Annotated in this window: 20 protein-coding genes; 15 read left to right on the top strand and 5 right to left on the bottom strand. The window is 37.2% G+C overall.

Going from position 1 to position 18,187, the window contains the following annotated elements; translation table 11 throughout:
• The first annotated feature begins 124 nt into the window (after window positions 1–124).
• Window positions 125–556, top strand: a complete 432-nt coding sequence (locus D9782_RS03160; protein WP_026679572.1) for a pyridoxamine 5'-phosphate oxidase family protein — start codon at window positions 125–127, stop codon at window positions 554–556.
• 344 nt (window positions 557–900) lie between these two features.
• Window positions 901–1,095, top strand: coding sequence for a hypothetical protein (locus D9782_RS03155; RefSeq protein ID WP_121604059.1), 195 nt, complete (start codon window positions 901–903; stop codon window positions 1,093–1,095).
• A 253-nt stretch (window positions 1,096–1,348) separates the two neighbouring features.
• On the opposite strand, the gene D9782_RS03150 is transcribed toward D9782_RS03155, so the two are convergent.
• Together D9782_RS03150 and D9782_RS03145 are read right to left on the bottom strand one after the other, a co-directional pair.
• Window positions 1,349–2,029: an ABC transporter ATP-binding protein gene (locus D9782_RS03150; RefSeq protein ID WP_121604058.1), complete on the bottom strand. Its 681-nt coding sequence runs from the start codon at window positions 2,027–2,029 to the stop codon at window positions 1,349–1,351.
• Window positions 2,030–2,032: 3 nt separating this feature from the next.
• A complete protein-coding gene (locus D9782_RS03145) occupies window positions 2,033–3,100 on the bottom strand; it encodes an ABC transporter permease (RefSeq protein WP_026680420.1) in 1,068 nt (355 codons plus the stop codon).
• A gap of 201 nt (window positions 3,101–3,301) precedes the next feature.
• Here D9782_RS03145 and D9782_RS03140 point away from each other — a divergent pair, with 201 nt between their 5' ends.
• From D9782_RS03140 to D9782_RS03115, 6 genes are all read left to right on the top strand, one after another.
• A complete protein-coding gene (locus D9782_RS03140; protein ID WP_034678681.1) occupies window positions 3,302–3,727 on the top strand; it encodes a DUF1801 domain-containing protein in 426 nt (141 codons plus the stop codon).
• Between the two features lie 185 nt (window positions 3,728–3,912).
• The gene (locus D9782_RS03135) at window positions 3,913–4,431 is read left to right on the top strand and encodes a sigma-70 family RNA polymerase sigma factor (protein ID WP_371413986.1); all 519 of its coding nucleotides are present in this window, start codon (window positions 3,913–3,915) and stop codon (window positions 4,429–4,431) included.
• Window positions 4,424–5,242, top strand: a complete 819-nt coding sequence (locus D9782_RS03130) for an LCP family glycopolymer transferase (RefSeq protein WP_121604056.1) — start codon at window positions 4,424–4,426, stop codon at window positions 5,240–5,242. Before D9782_RS03135 ends, D9782_RS03130 begins: the two co-directional genes overlap by 8 nt.
• A gap of 338 nt (window positions 5,243–5,580) precedes the next feature.
• Window positions 5,581–6,558: a ring-cleaving dioxygenase gene (locus tag D9782_RS03125; RefSeq protein WP_026680424.1), complete on the top strand. Its 978-nt coding sequence runs from the start codon at window positions 5,581–5,583 to the stop codon at window positions 6,556–6,558.
• A gap of 539 nt (window positions 6,559–7,097) precedes the next feature.
• Window positions 7,098–7,295, top strand: coding sequence for a hypothetical protein (locus D9782_RS03120; RefSeq protein ID WP_121603754.1), 198 nt, complete (start codon window positions 7,098–7,100; stop codon window positions 7,293–7,295).
• 252 nt (window positions 7,296–7,547) lie between these two features.
• The gene (locus D9782_RS03115; RefSeq protein ID WP_121604055.1) at window positions 7,548–8,042 is read left to right on the top strand and encodes a GNAT family N-acetyltransferase; all 495 of its coding nucleotides are present in this window, start codon (window positions 7,548–7,550) and stop codon (window positions 8,040–8,042) included.
• 141 nt (window positions 8,043–8,183) lie between these two features.
• Here D9782_RS03115 and D9782_RS03110 read toward each other — a convergent pair whose 3' ends face one another.
• Window positions 8,184–8,447, bottom strand: coding sequence for a hypothetical protein (locus tag D9782_RS03110; protein ID WP_034678684.1), 264 nt, complete (start codon window positions 8,445–8,447; stop codon window positions 8,184–8,186).
• Between the two features lie 28 nt (window positions 8,448–8,475).
• A complete protein-coding gene (locus tag D9782_RS03105; protein WP_026680426.1) occupies window positions 8,476–8,835 on the bottom strand; it encodes a VOC family protein in 360 nt (119 codons plus the stop codon).
• Window positions 8,836–9,149: 314 nt separating this feature from the next.
• Here D9782_RS03105 and D9782_RS03100 point away from each other — a divergent pair, with 314 nt between their 5' ends.
• The 7 genes from D9782_RS03100 (at window position 9,150) to D9782_RS03070 (ending at window position 16,310) form a co-directional block, all read left to right on the top strand.
• Window positions 9,150–9,908 (top strand): helix-turn-helix transcriptional regulator, encoded by a 759-nt coding sequence (locus D9782_RS03100; RefSeq protein ID WP_255637698.1) that lies wholly within the window; start codon window positions 9,150–9,152, stop codon window positions 9,906–9,908.
• Between the two features lie 345 nt (window positions 9,909–10,253).
• Window positions 10,254–11,033 carry a MurR/RpiR family transcriptional regulator gene (locus D9782_RS03095; protein ID WP_026680428.1) on the top strand — a complete coding sequence of 260 codons (780 nt, stop codon included), beginning with the start codon at window positions 10,254–10,256 and terminating at the stop codon, window positions 11,031–11,033.
• Between the two features lie 641 nt (window positions 11,034–11,674).
• Window positions 11,675–12,598 (top strand): 1-phosphofructokinase, encoded by a 924-nt coding sequence (pfkB, locus tag D9782_RS03090; protein WP_121604053.1) that lies wholly within the window; start codon window positions 11,675–11,677, stop codon window positions 12,596–12,598.
• 2 nt (window positions 12,599–12,600) lie between these two features.
• The gene (locus tag D9782_RS03085) at window positions 12,601–14,037 is read left to right on the top strand and encodes a PTS fructose transporter subunit IIC (RefSeq protein WP_026680430.1); all 1,437 of its coding nucleotides are present in this window, start codon (window positions 12,601–12,603) and stop codon (window positions 14,035–14,037) included.
• 5 nt (window positions 14,038–14,042) lie between these two features.
• Window positions 14,043–14,507 (top strand): PTS sugar transporter subunit IIA, encoded by a 465-nt coding sequence (locus D9782_RS03080; protein ID WP_026680431.1) that lies wholly within the window; start codon window positions 14,043–14,045, stop codon window positions 14,505–14,507.
• 1 nt (window position 14,508) lies between these two features.
• A complete protein-coding gene (locus D9782_RS03075) occupies window positions 14,509–15,384 on the top strand; it encodes a class II fructose-bisphosphate aldolase (protein ID WP_121604052.1) in 876 nt (291 codons plus the stop codon).
• Window positions 15,385–15,458: 74 nt separating this feature from the next.
• A complete protein-coding gene (locus tag D9782_RS03070) occupies window positions 15,459–16,310 on the top strand; it encodes a Cof-type HAD-IIB family hydrolase (protein WP_026680433.1) in 852 nt (283 codons plus the stop codon).
• A gap of 274 nt (window positions 16,311–16,584) precedes the next feature.
• Here the strand turns inward: D9782_RS03070 and D9782_RS03065 are convergent, their stop codons facing one another.
• A complete protein-coding gene (locus tag D9782_RS03065; RefSeq protein ID WP_026680434.1) occupies window positions 16,585–18,057 on the bottom strand; it encodes a potassium/proton antiporter in 1,473 nt (490 codons plus the stop codon).
• Between the last annotated feature and the right edge of the window lie 130 nt (window positions 18,058–18,187).

Raw genomic sequence — 18,187 nt, 5'->3', positions numbered from 1 at the left:
CATACATGCGAAGTAAATGAGAAGTTCTTTCTGCCGTTCTATTACAGATTTGATCTTCTCCCTGTTTAAGATTTTGTAACTAAGGAATAATATCTATAGCAGAAACAAAAAGGAGTGTAAAAGTGTGAGTCAGCATAAAATAAAACAAGATATTGAGCATATTTTAGACAACAGCTTTGTTGGTACGATGGCAACGGTAAAAAACAAGATGCCACATTCAAGGTATATGACTTTTTTTCATGAAAACCTATCTCTATATACACCAACGAGTAAGCAAACAGACAAGACAGAAGATATAGAAGAAAACCCATATACGCATATTATTTTGGGTTATGACGGTGAGGGATTCGGTGATTCCTATGTAGAATACGAAGGTAAGGTTTCCTTTAATAATTCCCCTGACCTAAAAAAGCAGATTTGGAATGAGCAAATGAAAGTATGGTTTGATGGACCAGACGATCCAAATCTAACCATATTAGAGATTAAACCGTTACACATTCGTTTGATGAATAAAAAAGGAGAACGTCCAAAAGAATTAGAAATAGATTCAGAATAAAAAGCGTTTGGGATTTGTTAAATTTCTCGTTCTCTTGGACGCTACGAAGTCTTTTTTTTATAAGTTAAGAAAGTATAAAATCAGTGCAATGACTGCGTTAAGCCAAGTAGTTATTTTGAAATGTTTGATGTCTATTGGCAATGCTCCGACTAATTACTTCGCTTTCCGCGGGCACGGCCTCAACTAACTTTGCAAAGAAGAACACGTTGCAAAGTGGATTTTCGGCTCGCGCAATTCCCGCAGGAGTCTACGTAATTAGTCTCCGCTATGAGAAGGTGCAACAATTCTTGTCATAAGTAATAGGTTGACTTTTTTTACAATGGGTAAAGTGAAAATCGTTATCCGTGAGTATAAAAGCAGCTGTGTTACTTCATGCTAGCGTTGTAGAGCCTGATAATAGCGAAGGCCGGCCACTTCAACTCCTGTGGGAAATGTTTGACCTGAAGATCCACTTTTTTGAGCGGGTTTTGCTAAAAAAGTTAGCGGAAGGACAAACCCCACGGAAAGGGAAGTGGGCAGCCGGAGTGGTAGTCAAGTAAGCAGTAGCTATTATTCCATAATAGCTACTAGAGGAAGCGTAAATCTGAGCATTTAGTGATAAGGACTGAGCGAATTTTGCTCCGTTTTTCTTAGGGGTTTGTTTAAGAGCTTATCAAACAAATTAGAACAATAAAAGCCGAATAAATTCGATCGTTTGCTAGGGTGGTTACTTGGTTACTCCCAACGTTTCGAATTTTTCCGGCTTTTCCTTTGTCCTAGCTGCATTTGATCAATCGTAAAATAATCTATATCTTAATGGCTCGGTTGTTTTAAGCTTAACCTACCATCTGTAATGTTATAAACTTTATCACAGTAATCAATTAAGCGTGTATCATGCGTTACTACAATCGTTGTTTTGTCGTTTTTCGTGGTCGCTTCCTTTAACATCTCCATTACTTCAAAGGCGCGATCTGAATCAAGGGAAGCAGTCGGTTCGTCTGCAAGAATAATACTTGGATCTGTATACAATGCTTTTGCAATCGCAACACGCTGTCTTTCTCCTCCCGATAAATCAGAAGGAAAGCTGTTTAAGAGATCTTCGATTCCTAAGGATTGATAGAGCTCTTTCAGCTTCTCTGCAGATAAGTTATGCTTTTTCACTTTATCTAACAGTTGCATTTGCTGACTTACTGTTAAGAATGGCACTAGATTTGAAGCTTGTAAAACAAAGCCAATTTCACGTAAGCGGATGGCTGAACGTTTTTTCTCCTTTAGGCTGGTAATATCCATTTCATTAATAATAACCTTTCCGTTTGTAGGTGTTTGTAAGCCGCCAGCAATAGTTAAAAAGGTGCTTTTACCTGAACCGGATGGGCCAATTACCGCGATTAACTCTCCTTTTTCTGCTTGGAAATTTGTAGGTTTTAATGCTTCTATTTCTGTGTGACCTGAGCCAAAAAATTTATTTACCTGGTTCATCTCAAGAATAGCCATGTCTTACCCTCCAATCGCCTTTAGCGGGTCTATTTTAACAATCGTTTGTATTGAAAATAAAGCACCTAACACGGATACAAATATAAGTACAATGCCATATACCAGCAGGTCAAGATAATTAAATGCTACTGGAACAGCTGCAGGTAAGAAGAAGCCTGTAATCATTGTGAGAATAAAGCCGATAATTACTCCAGCAATAGCTAATAAGAATGTTTGAGCTATAACAGAGCGTGCTAAATAACTGCTTGAAATCCCTTGGGCTTTCATCACACCAAAGATACTGACCTTTTGAATCGTTAATACGTATAAGAAAATAGCCAGTACGACTGCTGAAATTATAAACAAGAAATAAATCATAAATGTTAACGTTAAGTTTTGTTCCGAATAGCCAGGTAGATTTTCGATAAATGTTGTCGTATCTACCACTTGTAATTCATCCGGTACTTCTATATCAGACAGATTATCGGTACGTAGTATGAAGGCATTTATTCGATCTTCATAGTTTTCTGCGGCTTTGCCATAACGAACCTTTTGTAATGTATACAAATCGGTATAAAGAACTGGTGCTGCATTAAATTTTGCATTATTTGTAAAGCCGACGATCGTTAAATCTTCTTCTGTAGAAGAAAGACTTAGTTTGTCACCAAGCTTAAATCCTTCATCTTTTAAAGATTCATTGGCAATAACTTCTCCTTCCTTAGCAAAGGCATCACCCTCAATGACATTTGGCATAATAAACTCTTCTTTATCAATGCCAAAAATAGAAACATTAGATTTATGATCATCCGAAGTAGCAATGGAATTAATCTGTGCAAGGCTAGCGTATTCATCCACACCTTCACCATTATAATCATCTAAGGTCAAACTAGACTGAGGTAAATTAATATCGGATTCCTCTGTTAATATCACGCCTTGGCCATCCCATTTATCTACCGCTTCTTTATTCATATTTTCTAATCCATTTGCTAATCCTGATAAAAAGAAGACAAGATAGGATACAAGCATTAATACACCAACAATTAAAGTGAAACGTAATTTGTTATTCTTGATCTCATTCCATGCTAAAAACATCGTTTCTCCTCCTGAATAAGACGGTTTAATGAATCATTCTTAGATAATCCTCTATTCTATAATAGTATAGGAATGTAGGATTTAAGCAAAGCGGATACACTTGAATAGCTATAAAAGGATTTTATTTGAGCTGCATAGAATATGTATATTAGATTATGGTTACTTCGATGTCGAATTCTTTAAAAAGGAGTGCATGTGAAGATGTATGAACTAAAGACAAAAGAAAATGATGGTAGTGTTATCGAATTTATTGAACAAGTAGCGAGTCCAAGAAAAAAGGAAGATGCCTACAGGCTATTAGATATTTTTACAGAAGTAACAGGTTATCCTGCAAAAATGTGGGGAACAAGTATTGTTGGTTTTGGGTCCTACCATTATAAATATAAGAGTGGACATGAAGGTGATGCAATGCTTGCTGGCTTTTCACCAAGAAAGGCTAAATTTAGTCTATATTTCGCTACCGGAGACGAAGAGCGAGAGATATTATTGCAGAAACTTGGAAAACATACGAGTGGGAAAGCATGTGTCTATATTAACAAGCTATCAGATATTGATATTGACGTATTGAAGCAATTAATTCATCAATCTGTTGTTTTTTTAAAGGAAAGATATACTTTAAATGGATAAGCGTTAAAAAACAAAACGAGCATTTCGAAAGCCGACTATTCATTTTTTCTTAATCGCAATCTGAAACAACTATACTGAAAGCATTCTACGGGGGATGCTTTTTTCTTCGTTTAGCTGAAACTATTTCTTCGATAGGATCGTCAAACGAACAAGCAAACAACAGCAATGGATGAGGGGGGGGAATTATGGAACGAGAAAAAGAAAGGGTATTAGAGGAAGTCATGATTATGTATGGAGATGAATTGGTCCGACTTGCATTTCATTATGTGAAAAATGTAGAGACAGCAAAGGATATTGTCCAATCTACGTTTATTAAATGTTATCAGCATTTGGATTCCTTTCGCTATAAGTCTTCACTAAAAACATGGCTGTATCGGATAACGATCAATGGCTGCAAGGATTATTTGAAAAGCTGGCATCATCGAAAGGTGCAGGCAGTTCAACTTATTCAGGATGTCGCAGGCGCTATCTTTTCATCCGTAGAAGATAATGTTATTCAGAAAGAAGCAAAGGAGGAACTGCAGCAGGTAGTTTATACGTTACCAACTATCTATCGTGAAGTTATTTACTTGTACTATTATCAATCTTTTCAAATTGAAGAAATTGGTGACATGATGGAATTGAACACAAGTACAGTAAAAACAAGGTTGAAAAGAGCTAGACAACGATTGAAAACTAAATTGGAGGTGAACTATCATGGGTAAAAAAGAGAGAGAATACATTTCGTTTATCGAGAATGAATCGTTAACATTCACAGAAGCAGATCGTCAACAGACATTACAGCAGATTCATACAGCAAAGAAAAAACGGAAACGAACGTCTACGTCTTATATCGGTCCTACGATTGCCACTATGCTGATCGTGATCTTAGCAATTGGAGTAATAATGCCTTCACTTTATACGAAGGACAATCAAGCAGTATCTACTGACGTAAAAAACACATTTTCTGTGTTAATATTGGCGGAAGAATCTCATCGATCTGTATTTCAGCTGGTACTTACATATAATTCTGCAATGGAAAGTATAAAACTAGTTCCAATACCTCGAGATGCCTATGCAACCATTATTGATGCACATAATGACAATATGCGGAAGGATAAAATTGCGAATGCAATGGCTTATAATCAAGAGATCGAACCCGTGATAGCAACCTTCGAAAATTATTTCGATGTTCCGATCGATTACTATGCTGTCATTTTAACAGAATTTCTAAAGGATTGGGTTGAAACGGATAAGCACAGGAGTACTACCAAAATGGTTTGGGATAAAATTAACTATAAGGAAAATAGTAGTAAATTGGTAGAACAATTGACAGAACAAATTGAATCAACAAATTTATCATCTGCGAAGTTAGACAAGATAAGAGATGGTATTCATTCCTTTTCCATTGAGACAAAGGATATAACGATTAAAAAGAAAAAAATAACAGTGGATGGGATTTATTATGAAAAAATAGATGAGGGTGTATTGAATCAGATTTCAAATGAATTAAACGAGCATTTAAATGAAAAATAATAAACGATTATTTAGCTCATCCTAGGTAGTGTGCTATTTTTATTCAGCATATAACTGGCAGTAATACCCCGACTTCAAGCAATAGAGAGAGAAACCAAAATCGGTAAGAGAGGGATCGACTGCCAGTAAATGTCCGATTGGTTCAAAGGCTTTTAGGTCATACCCTTGTGGTACTAATCATCCGTTGGGTATAAACAACCCTCCCACGGATGGTAGTTTCACTATATGAATGAAGTTTAGTTAATGGACAAGTAGAAGGAAACGTGGTATATTTATATTTAATTAAAGATATCTTAATTAAAAATATTAAGCCAGTTAGAAAATGAGGAGGTAATGACATGCAAGGATTAAAGGGAATACATCATGTTACAGCGATTACGAGCAGTGCAGAAAAAAATTACGAGTTTTTCACATATGTTCTTGGCATGCGTTTAGTGAAGAAAACAGTTAATCAGGATGATATTCAGACATACCATCTATTTTTCGCTGATGATAACGGGAATCCAGGTACAGATATGACCTTCTTTGATTTTCCCGGCATTCCAAAAGGGTCACATGGAACGAATGAGATCTACAAAACATCCTTCCGAGTTCCATCAGACGCAGCATTAGATTATTGGGTGCAACGCTTTGAGCGTTTAGAAGTTAAGCATACAGGTATTAAGGAGCAATTTGGCAAAAAGTCTCTATCCTTTGTGGATTTCGATGATCAACAATATCAATTAATTTCTGATGAAGCTAATGAAGGTGTTGATTCCGGTATTCCTTGGAAAAAAGGACCGATTCCATTAGAATATGCGATCACAGGTTTAGGACCAATCTTTGTTCGTATTGCTAACTTTGATTACTTTAAAGAAATGATGGAGAACGTGCTACAGTTTAAAGAGATTGATCAAGAAGGAGCATTTCACCTGTTTGAAGTTGGGCTAGGTGGTAATGGTGCACAGGTTGTAGTGGAATATAATCCAGTGCTACCTAATGCACGGCAGGGTTTTGGTACAGTGCATCATGCCGCATTCCGTGTAGAAGACCGAAACGTTTTAGAGGATTGGATTAACCGTATGGAGAATTTTGGGTTTCAAACATCAGGGTATGTCAACCGCCATTTCTTTGAATCCTTATATGTCCGGGTAGCTCCACAAATTCTATTTGAATTTGCAACAGATGGACCAGGGTTTATGGGTGATGAGCCTTATGAAACTTTAGGAGAAAGCTTATCACTTCCACCGTTTCTTGAACCAAATCGAGCAGAGATAGAGGAAATGGTTCGTCCAATTGATACGGTAAGAAGTACGATTGCGTTTACAAAAGAATAAACTAGAGGAGAGTGTTTTCTTACCCGCACAACGGGAGGATACACTCTTTTTTCACTGTCTAGGAAATTACAAAATTAGCCATGTGGTTAAATAGGGTGCGTGTTTGAGCCACATCCAGCTCCAGCGCCTAGAAACTAGGCTACTTCATGAATCGCCTGACGATAAGTCAGCATCGGCTCGCAAGCTCACCGTGATTCCTTTCCGTTTTCTCGCTCCAGTCGCTACGCTTCTAATCAGGCGTTTGCGCTTTTGTTCTAAGTTAAGAAAGTATAAAATCGGTGCAATGACTGCGTTAAGCCAAGTAGTTATTTTGAAATGTTTGATGTATATTGGCAATGCTCCGACTAATTACTTCGCTTTCCGCGGGCACGGCCTCAACTAACTTTGCAAAGAAGAACACGTTGCAAAGTGGATTTTCGGCTCGCGCAATTCCCGCAGGAGTCTACGTAATTAGTCTCCGCTATGAGAAGGTGCAACAATTCTTGTCATAAGAAATAGGTTGACTTTTTTTACAATGGGTAAAGTGAAAATCGCTATCTGTGAGTATAAAAGCAGCTGTGTTACTTCATGCTAGCGTTGTAGAGCCTGATAATAGCGAAGGCCGGCCACTTCAACTCCTGTGGGAAATGTTTGACCTGAAGATCCACTTTTTTGAGCGGGTTTTGCTAAAAAAGTTAGCTGAAGGACAAACCCCACGGAAAGGGAAGTGGGCAGCCGGAGTGGTGGTCAAGCAGTAGCTATTATTCCATAATAGCTACTAGAGGAAGCGTAAATCTGAGCATTTAGTGATAAGGACTGAGCGAATTTTGCTCAGTTTTTTTTACTGTTTCATTTAGTCCCTAGCTTTACTCCTACAAGCATGTGATTCAATTGATTTACCATTTTACTTGCCTCAGGTAGGGATTCTCTTAAGTAGTATCGAATTAATTCAACAGTGTCTTTTATCAATATAGTTAAAGGCTTTTAACTAAGGAAAGAGAGATGTGTTTATGGAAAAGTATACGATTCATTCTGGATCAGCTGCTGATATCGATTTCTTATGGGAGATGCTTTATCAAGCAATATATGTTCCTGAAGGTGTGGATCGACCATCAAGAGCAATAATAAAAGATCCAGCCTTAGAGAAATATGTTCGCAATTGGGGAAGAGATGGAGATATTGCTCTGATTGCCCTGGATGAGACAGGAAACCATGTAGGCGCAATATGGACGCGCTTATTTAATGAGAAAAATCAAACCTATGGTTATATTGCTGATGATACTCCTGTGCTTAGTATGGCAGTTTTACCTGATTATAGAGGGAAAGGAATTGGCACGCTACTTCTTAATGAATTGCTGAGAAGGCTCACAATAGCTGGGTATCCTGCAGTATCATTAAGCGTTGATCCCAATAATACTGCTGTACAGCTGTACAAGCGCTTTGGTTTTATAAAAGTAGGGCTTAATGGAACGTCATGGGATATGAAAGCAGAATTACATCGTTAAGTAAAGGTTGCATGTGACATAACATACAACCTCACGCTATTTCTTTCTTATCCGCATATAACTGGTCATACCCCCCACTTCAAGCAATTGAAACTAATATTGGTTAAGTGGGGGAAAACAAAACCCCAATAGATTGAAGTTTCACTTTATAAAGAAGCTAATGACAATTCCCATGTTAACACCAATTAGAAAAGAAATGGAAAAAAGCCCTATTCCCATTCCTGTCCAGGGACCAATCGCAAATATACTAATGATGAATAATGCAAAACTGGCGAAGTTCAATAGTGTTGTAATTATATAAAGTCCTACACGATTCATGTATCTTGCTAAAAGAATGATAATGGAAGCAGTAATTAATCCTGTTAGAATAAATGGTAACCAGCCCTCTAAAAGAATTCTGAACATATGCAGTCCTCCGGAATTCGTTATTGGATCAGCCATTGCATACCATAATAATATTTTCATCAGGATCTTTTACGGCTGTAAACGCTGTTATGGGTGATGTGATTTGATAGTTCGGTTTTTCTACAAATCGAAATGCCGCTTGAATATCATCTGTATGAAAGTTGTATAATGGGTGTGGAGACGGAGTAACTTTTTGAACTTTTCCTCTAGGCCCGGCATCTAATATCAACCCCGTATGATGATTGATATCAAGCTTATAAACAGGTTGGTTTAGATGTTCTGCTTGATACTTCTGCCCTAATAAATCACAATACCATTTTACCGATCTGTGCAATTCACTAACGCTGACAAATATTGTATTAACCTGATTTTTAATGGGACTATTCACTTCACCACACTCCTTTTACATAATAGCTTAATCTTCAAAACGTACATTTCTATCCCACACATAGCTACAGTAGTAAGCCCCCATCAGGCATTTAAGTCATACCTTTGTGATACTAACAATCAGTGGGGATAACAAAACTCCCACTGATTGAAGTTTTACTTGTAATAATTTTTTCTATTCTGATTTTATAAGAAAATAATTCAATTGTCGATGAAATAATGGAAATGCTTAAAGGAATTCTTTGATTTAAATCGAATACTATTAATAGGTATTTAGGTCAGGAGGAACGTAACGTGCCAAGTTATTCTTCAGAAATGGATGAAGTGCTATTTTATATAAAAAGGCATATTGATGAAGACCTATCGCTTGCTCGATTAGCACGCTATGCAGCTTACAGTCCTTATCATTTTTCCCGTATCTTCAAAGCATATGTTGGTTTGCCCCCTCATTATTACGTTGCTTCTATTCGTTTACAGAAGGCAAAGGATTTATTGTTAAAGACAAACTTAAGTATCCGTGACATCGGTATGGAGATCGGCCAGCAAAGTCTTGGTACCTTTACAACAAGGTTTTCAAACCGGGTAGGTATGTCACCATCTGCGTTTCGTCATTCACCACAGGTAGTGAACAAGCATTTGACATCCTTGAATCAACTGGCGACATGGAAACAAACAAGCATTGTTAAAAAAGCACATAACTATGTTACAGGAACAATTGATGCAGAAGTTCCGTTCAGTGGAGTTATTTTAATAGGATTGTTTCCGAAGCCAATTCCAGAGGGAATGCCGAAATATGGTACACTACTGTCGACATTAGGTGAATTTTCATTTTCTAATGTGAAGCCAGGTCGTTACTATTTAATGGCAACTGCGGTAACTTGGGATTCGCAGGCAACAGATATTTTGCTCCCACACACTACACTAAGAGCTAAAATCCATCATCCAATTGTAGTGCAACCTCGTTCATCTGTACCACACCTGTATGTAACACTTCGTGCACCACGTTTAAATGATCCGCCTATATTAGTTTCCTTGCCCGTGCTAATGAATAATTTCCTGCGTCAGCAAGGTTAAAGTTCAAGATTGGAAGCTGGACTTTATTCTTCTAATACAAATTATGGAAATCGATAAGTTGCTGATAAGACTAGAGTAAGAGAATGGTGATGAGGTTGGAACATAACTAAATTGGTTTTTTCTGTATCGCCTTGTTAGCTGTTAAAGTAGCAGTTGGTAGGCTCGATGTGGTATTCTTTCATTATACGAATAGGGTACATTTTCTATAGGATACTAATTCGAACGGAACGATATAATAGTAATATTTCTATAAGCATAGACAACAATAGAAATACACCCAAAGCTGGTATACCGTTACATAACAGGATTTCCTTACTCCTATAACTAAGGAAGGAGGTTTTCATGATGGATAAACCTTTATTTGATATTCCGCATCAAACCTATTCTATGCTCAGTCAAGCGGAGCGCTATTTATTGGAATTTATACACCAACATCTTGACGAGATAGCTACCATGTCAATTGTTACGTTAAGTGAAAGAGCAAATGTGTCTACAGCTACGATTGTCAGACTGATGAAGAAAATAGGCTATAACGGCTATACATCTTTTAAATATCGTTTAAAACAGGACAAGAAAATGGAGGACACCCATGATTGGCTTGGAAATATTGACGACGATATTAAACAGGTAATTAAGAAAAATGAGGAAGAGGTTACGAAAACCATCCAGCTACAAAGCATTGGTCAAATTGAAGATGCCGTCCAAAAAATATTTAATGCAGAACGAGTCTATATTTTTAGCCGTGGCTTTTCAGAAATGATTGCAAAAGAAATGATGGTAAAATTACAGGCTTTAGATAAAATATGTGAAACACATGAAGACCCTAATATCATTCGTGTGAAGTCTCGTAAAGTAGGAAAAAATGATATAGCTATTTTTGTATCGTTAAATGGTGAAACACCTGAGCTTGTGGAGGCATGCCAAAACTTAAATATGAGACAAGTAACAACGATTACACTAACTACCAAGGTTGACTCGTCACTTAGTAGATTATCTGATATGACTCTATTAGGGTATAAAACAGATCATTCCCTTTTTCCAGAATATGAAGTTCGTTCAAGACTTTCACTTAATGTAATAGCTAGAATACTTCTTGATTCTTACGTAATCCGTACAAAAAAATAAATGCAGTTCTGTGATAATCCGATATTGATTATTCTTCTAAGGAGCATTCCGTTAATTATTGGGAAACATCCTTTTTTCTGAATATCGTCTGAGGCTAGGATAAAAAAACAATTTCTTTACTCAAAATACGAATAATCATGTAATCCCACATATAACTGGTAGTAAGACCCCGACTTCAAGCAATAAAGACAAACCAAAATTGGTAAGTGTGGGAATGACTGCATTAAATGTCCGATTGGTTCAAGGACTTTTAGGGCATACCCTTGTGGTACTAACAATTAGTGTGGGATAGACAAAACGCCCATATTTATACACAGGCTCAAATTTTATATTTTCCTAAATCGCTAAAAGGCGAATGATAATTATTATCAAATAATTATCGTTCGTCTTTTATTGCTTCTTCATTCCTTTTTTAGCTTTTTTCCCCGCATATAACTGCCAGTAAGACCCCTGCTGCTAAGTAGTTTCACTTAATATTTTCACAACGCCATAGTGGCAAGCAGCTTCATTAACGCTACTAAAATTTACTAGGTTTGTCATACCTTCGCATCCTTTCACTGCAAAGGTTTACATAAGCTGAAAACATTTACATAAATGAATATGAGATACTTTACTTAACAACAAAGAAAGAGGGTGAAGCTGTGATTTATACCTGTACAATGAACACAGCTATTGATTTATACGTAGCCATAGACAACTTGAAACCAAATAGAGTAAATCGTACGTTTGATGAAGATTATCAAGCAAATGGAAAAGGCGTCAATGTTTCTATTATGCTTCAAAAAATGGGAATAGAAAATACAGCATTAGGATTTATCGGTGGATTTACAGGTAAATTTATTGAAGAAGAATTAACTAAGCAAGGGATTAACAGTGATTTCATCAATGTGGATGGAATAACACGAATTAATGTGTTTGTAAATGCCGATGAGGAATATAAAATTGTCAATCAAGGTCCAGAAGTTGGGCAAAAAGATGTTGATAACTTACTACAAAAAATAAAGACTATTCCAAAGGGAAGTATATTAATCGTTTCAGGAAGCTTACCTAGGGGAGTAGAGGAGAGTATTCTTGTAGATATAGCCAAAATCTGTGCTGAAAATGACGTTAACCTTGTAATTGATTCAAGCTCATCTATTGTATTAGAAACTCTTCCGTATCGTCCTTATTTATTGAAGCCAAATGAAGAAGAGCTTGCTCATTTAGTTGGAAAAGATATGCCGTTATCAGAGCAAGAAATAATCGTTTATGGTAAGGAGCTCTTATATAAGGGAGCTAAAAACGTCATTATATCTAGAGGAGGAAATGGAGCAATTTTCTTAAATGACAATCATTTAGTAAACGTTAGTTCACCAGTTGGAGAAGTAGTAAATACGGCATGCTCTGGAGACTCTTTGCTCGCCGCGTTTATTGCAAAAACAATGGAAAACGCTCCATTAGATGTAACGTTAAAATATGCAGTTGCTACTGGAGCATCTACGGCTTTTTCTAAAGGTCTTAGTGACTTATCAAATATAGCAGAACTTATGAAGCAAGTTTCCATCACTAATTATAGGGGGGATTAAGTATGGTTAAAAAGAAAATTGTTGCAGCTACAGGTTGTCCAACAGGTATTGCACATACATTTATGGCTGCAGAAGCGCTTAAAAAAGCTGCAGAAAAAATGGGTGTGGAGATTAAAGTGGAAACCCATGGTCAGGTTGGTGTTGAAAATGCCTTATCTCCTGAGGAAATAAAGGAAGCAGATGGTGTTATTATTGCTGCAGATAAGGATGTACAGGCGTATCGATTTCATGGAAAGCCCTTAGTCGATGTACCAGTTTCGAAAGGCATTCGTTCTCCAGAAGAACTTATTAATCAAATAGTTAATCAAGAAGCTTCTACTTATTATGACTCAGATTATCAAGAGTCAGGTAATGAGGCAGATAAAATGGAAGTCGATGAGAGGGATCAGGCTACCAAGCAAAATAGACGATGGGTTCATTCAATATATAAGCACTTAATGAATGGCGTATCACACATGCTCCCATTTGTTGTAGGGGGTGGAGTGCTCATTGCAGTTTCCTTCCTGTTCGGTATCTATTCGGCTGACCCGGACCATGAGCAGTACAATGAATTTGCAGCATTGCTAAATCAAGTTGGTGGATTAGGTTTTAGTTTAATGGTGCCGATATTGGCAGCTTTTATTGCCGAATCCATTTCTAAAAGGCCGGGGATGGTTGTTGGCTTCATTGGTGGGCTATTGGCAGATGAAGGCGGAGCAGGATTTTTAGGCGGAATATTAGCAGGTTTTATTGCAGGTTATATCATTATTCTCCTGCAAAAACTGTTAAAAAAGATGCCGCACTCATTGAATGGATTGAAGTCTATTTTCTTGTATCCAGTTTTGGGAATCTTTCTAATTGGTATCGTTATGACGCCAATTATCCAACCATTAACAAGTTTAAACGAAGGATTAATGGACTTCCTAGCATCCGTACAATCAACAAATCCATTACTATTAGGATTAATTGTCGGTGCAATGTGTGGATTCGATATGGGCGGACCGTTTAATAAGGCGGCATATGTTACTGGGACACTATTATTATCCGAAGGAAATCTGTATTTTATGGCAGGGGTATCAGCAGCATGTATTGCGCCACCGTTAATTATTGCTTTTGCTACAGTTATTTTTCCCAAATATTTTACAAAAGAGGAACGAAACGCTGGAGCTGTCAACTTTATATTAGGATCGACGCACATTACAGAGGGAGCTATTCCCTTTGCAGCTAAGAGCCCTTTAATTGTCCTGCCGATTATTATGTTCGGCTCCTCCATAGCAGCGATCATGACTTACATGTTCGGCGTTCAAGTGCCAGCACCGCATGGTGGGTTTTTAGTTCTTCCAGTTGTTACAGGAGCTTTCCAATGGGTTTTATCTATTTTAGTAGGTTCACTAATTGGTGCTTTCCTATATGGTCTATATCGAAAAAAAGCAGCACACAATAAGCCAATTGAGGAGTGATCAGTATGAAACATTTAATTAATAAAGATTTTATTCAGCTTCAGGCGACAGCTTCTTCACAGCAAGGTGTATTTCAAGCGATTGCTGACATTGCAAAAAAACATGGGATCGCCAGTTCAGCAGAAGCGATTATCGAAGGTTTAAAACAAAGAGAATTACAAAGTACAACTGGGTTCCAGGATGGTTTTGCAATCCCCCACACGCAGACGGAAGCGGTAGAGAAACCAGCGATTATTATTGTTCGCACAGAAACTGGTATTGAATGGGAATCTTTTGACGGTCAACCAGCATTCTTCTTTTTATCCCTGTTAATACCTAAATCAGAAGCTGGTTCAACCCATCTACAGGCATTATCTGCCTTATCACGCGCGTTGATGGATGAAGAAGTTAGACAATCGATGCTTGATGCAACAACAAACGAGCAGCTAGCAAATATTGTAGCAACTGCTATTTCAGGAGGAGAGATATAAAATGGGAATTATATCAACTACACCATTGTTAAACCAAGCTAAAAAGGGAAAATACGGAATTGTAGCGTTCAATGTCCATTCATTTGATAGTATTTACTGGGTACTAGAAGCGGCTGCAGAAATGAGATCACCAGTTATATTGCAAACAACTGTTGGTACGGTAAAATCACTCGGTGCAGAAAACATTGTGAAAGTTGTTAAGGCAGCCTCCGAATATTATCATGTTCCTACTGGCTTACACTTAGATCATTGTACTGATTATGAAGTGATTAAGCAGGCAATTCGAGCTGGTTATTCCTCAGTAATGATTGATGCCTCTATGCATCCATTTGCGGAAAATGTCCGCAGAACACAGGAGGTAATGGATTTAGCAGATTCACTTGGTGTAAATGTAGAGGCAGAGCTAGGGAAAGTAGGTGGAGTAGAGGATAATATTGTTGTATCAGAAGAAGATGCACAAAAAGCAGTTCCAACAGAATGTAAGGAATTTGTTCAAATGACAGGTGTACCTACACTAGCTCCGGCGATTGGAACTGCGCATGGTATTTATAAAGGTGAACCAAATATTGATTTTTCAAGGATTGAACAGATTGGTGAATTGGTAGATACTCCATTAGTATTGCATGGGGGATCTGCTGTACCAGAGGAAGATGTTCGGAAGTGTGTTTCACTAGGAATGGCTAAAGTAAATGTATCTACAGAATTAAAAAATGCGTATTCCGAAGCAATAAGACAGCATTTTATAGAGGAACCAGAAAGTTTGGATCCACGAGCCTACTTACAAAAAGCAAAAGAAGCTGCAAAAGCTATGGTTGCTTCCAAAATACGGATGGTAGGAAGTAAAGGAAAAGTAGTTCCTTCTATTATTGAAGCATAAATTGACAAGATAGGGGATGTCTATTAAGGCAGTCCCCTATCATTTAGCTTCAATGATGAAAGGGGGAAAATAGGATGCAGTTGATTGCTATAGATTTGGATGGGACGCTTCTCTCCGAAAATGGAACGATTTCTGATGAGAATGTGCAGGCCATTCATGAGGTCCAAAGGAAAGATGACATTGTCGTGATTTCGTCTGGACGTTCGGTTCATGATACAAAAGAGATTCTTAGGCGTGCTGCTATAGATTGTCCAATTATTGCAGGTAATGGTGCAAAAGCATATGATAATGATAAACTTCTGTATCACTTATTCCTAACAAGTGATGTTATAGGTGACCTCATCGAGATACTTAAACAGCAATTAGTCTATTTTGAAATATACACGAAAGGTGGGATTTTAGTAGAAAGCCAAATTAGTGGGATCCTTGAACGAGAAAAAAGAGGAATACAGGATTTAGACGTAGCAATCGATTGGGTAGATCATATCATTGATATGCAAAACAGGCAGCACGGCTTACTACATGTTTCTAATTATAATGAAATCGATTATACGGATTTAGAGGTATATAAATTATTTGTTCTTTCTTTCGAAAAGCCAAAAAGGAATATACTCCAAAGTATTCTGAAAAATAGAAATGATATATCCATAACATCCTCAGGTAAACAAAAGATAGAAATAGCTCATCCTAATGCGAATAAGGGCTATGGCTTAAAGCAGATGGCAGATTATTTTAATATTCCCTTAAAGCATACAGTGGCAATAGGAGATAATTATAATGACGTACCTATGTTTTCTATTGCTGGAATGTGTATCGCGATGGAAAATGCTGAGGATGAAGTGAAACAACATGCCACCTACATTACGAAGCATCATGAAAACAATGGAGTCGGCTATGCCTTAAGGAAGTATATCTTAGAGGAATAGAAAATGCGAAAGGGGCAGGGGTAACACTTAATGCTCACTTCTAACGACTAAAATACGAGGCAAGAAAGTTTAAAAGAAAGTATCTATGTACCACTAAAAGGCGTTTATTAAAAACATGGAAATGATATAGAACAAAAAAGCTGAACGAATCCGAATATTCATTAAACCATTTCGAATATCGTTCAGCTTTTTGCTTCTTTCGTTTACTTTGGCATAGCTCATTTTTATTCCACATTTAACTGGCAGTAATATCCCTGCTGATTGAAGTTTTACTTTATGCTTCCGTTTTGACAGGCTTTTTCTTTTCTTTTTGACCCAATAATACCTTCTTTGATTTTTCTCTATTTTTCTTATTACTCAATACGTATAAGATGTCATTCTCTAAAATAACGGAATTACCAGTAGGAGTAATAACCTGTTTATCACGAATAATACCGATAATTAATGTCTCGTCAGGAAGTTCTATATCTATTAATGATGTATTAACTGCCGGAGATTGAGAGAATATCCTGACTTCCATGATCTCCGCTTCTGTATTTCCTAGATTAATGAGTTCCATTGAAGGTTTAGTAGGATCATTTTTATAGCCGGTTAATTTTAATTTTGTAGCTAGCCATGATAATGTGCTTCCTTGAACCAAAGCTGAAATTAATACAACGAAAAATACCGCATTAAAAATTAAGTCACTGTTATCTACTTCAGCAATGATCGGATAAGTGGCTAAAACGATAGGAACAGCTCCTTTTAGCCCAGCCCATGAAATAAACAATTTTTCTTTAACATTATATTTCATGAATACCATGGAAATAAATACAGCAATCGGTCTCGCGATAAACATTAAAATGATGGAGAGAATAATACCTTGCCAAAAGACTTCCGTAAGTTGACTTGGAAAAACAAGTAGTCCGAGGAGGATAAACATGACAATTTGCATCATCCATGCAAATCCTTCGTTGAATCGTAAGATAGAGAAACGATACATTAAATCACTATTACCAACAAATACAGCCATTACATAAACAGCTAATAAGCCACTTCCGCCTAAAAAGTCCGCTAGAAAGTATGTAGCTGTAGCCATACCAATAGCTAATGTTGGATATAGGCCGGCAGTATCAAGCTTAATATTATTGATAAGCATCACGGTTAGCTTACCGAGTAATAGTCCGATTAATAAGCCAAGTCCCATTTGTATAAAGAAGCTACCAATCGTACTCCAAATGGATGTTTCGGGTATTTGAATGAGCTCAATAAAGGAAACAGTAAGGAATACCGCCATGGGATCGTTGGAACCGGATTCTGCTTCAAGTGTAGATGTCAATTTCGTATTGATATTTTTATTACCAAGAACGGAAAAAACAGCAGCTGCATCTGTAGAACCAACAATGGCCCCGAATAACATTCCTTCAAGTAAAGATAGATCAAGAATATACATAGCAGCAAAGCCTGTTAATATGGTGGTTAATAAGACTCCTAATGTAGCTAACGAGCCTGCTGCTCCAAGGACAGGCCGAACCTGTTCCCACTTTGTTTGTGTCCCACCCTCAAATAAAATAATGATTAAAGCCATAATTCCGATTAGTTGGGTAAGCTCTACATTTTCAAAGAAAACAAATTTGTTAAGGCCCATACCAATTAAGAGGAACAACACGAGGGCTGGTAAGCCCAATCGAGTGGAGAATTTGGTTGCTAATACTCCGACAATGAGCATCGCAGAAAAGAGAAAGATGAGCATTTCTAAAGATAACATGTTGAACAGTCCTTCCAAAGAACATTCTACTACTATTATTATAACGATAAATGGACGTTTTGAGAAAAATGACGACTCATCCTTTTCGGAAGATCGCCGAAAAAAGGAATAATTTAGTTACTCTTACAAA

It is taken from the genome of Virgibacillus sp. Bac332 (genome assembly GCF_003667785.1).
Taxonomy (GTDB): domain Bacteria; phylum Bacillota; class Bacilli; order Bacillales; family Amphibacillaceae; genus Virgibacillus; species Virgibacillus salarius.
The sequence above is the reverse complement of the archived record's forward strand: the minus strand, read 5'-3'. Positions and strand labels throughout refer to the sequence as shown.

Excerpts from the sequence above, each read along its gene's own strand:
- D9782_RS03100 (WP_255637698.1), top strand. The coding sequence starts at position 9,150 with ATGGATGAAGTGCTATTTTATATAAAAAGGCATATTGATGAAGACCTA.
- D9782_RS03080 (WP_026680431.1), top strand. The coding sequence starts at position 14,043 with ATGAAACATTTAATTAATAAAGATTTTATTCAGCTTCAGGCGACAGCT.
- D9782_RS03070 (WP_026680433.1), top strand. The coding sequence starts at position 15,459 with ATGCAGTTGATTGCTATAGATTTGGATGGGACGCTTCTCTCCGAAAAT.
- D9782_RS03145 (WP_026680420.1), bottom strand. The coding sequence starts at position 3,100 with ATGTTTTTAGCATGGAATGAGATCAAGAATAACAAATTACGTTTCACT.
- D9782_RS03095 (WP_026680428.1), top strand. The coding sequence starts at position 10,254 with ATGGATAAACCTTTATTTGATATTCCGCATCAAACCTATTCTATGCTC.
- D9782_RS03115 (WP_121604055.1), top strand. The coding sequence starts at position 7,548 with ATGGAAAAGTATACGATTCATTCTGGATCAGCTGCTGATATCGATTTC.
- D9782_RS03065 (WP_026680434.1), bottom strand. The coding sequence starts at position 18,057 with ATGTTATCTTTAGAAATGCTCATCTTTCTCTTTTCTGCGATGCTCATT.
- D9782_RS03135 (WP_371413986.1), top strand. The coding sequence starts at position 3,913 with ATGGAACGAGAAAAAGAAAGGGTATTAGAGGAAGTCATGATTATGTAT.
- D9782_RS03075 (WP_121604052.1), top strand. The coding sequence starts at position 14,509 with ATGGGAATTATATCAACTACACCATTGTTAAACCAAGCTAAAAAGGGA.
- D9782_RS03150 (WP_121604058.1), bottom strand. The coding sequence starts at position 2,029 with ATGGCTATTCTTGAGATGAACCAGGTAAATAAATTTTTTGGCTCAGGT.
- D9782_RS03125 (WP_026680424.1), top strand. The coding sequence starts at position 5,581 with ATGCAAGGATTAAAGGGAATACATCATGTTACAGCGATTACGAGCAGT.
- D9782_RS03140 (WP_034678681.1), top strand. The coding sequence starts at position 3,302 with ATGTATGAACTAAAGACAAAAGAAAATGATGGTAGTGTTATCGAATTT.
- D9782_RS03130 (WP_121604056.1), top strand. The coding sequence starts at position 4,424 with ATGGGTAAAAAAGAGAGAGAATACATTTCGTTTATCGAGAATGAATCG.
- D9782_RS03110 (WP_034678684.1), bottom strand. The coding sequence starts at position 8,447 with ATGTTCAGAATTCTTTTAGAGGGCTGGTTACCATTTATTCTAACAGGA.
- D9782_RS03085 (WP_026680430.1), top strand. The coding sequence starts at position 12,601 with ATGGTTAAAAAGAAAATTGTTGCAGCTACAGGTTGTCCAACAGGTATT.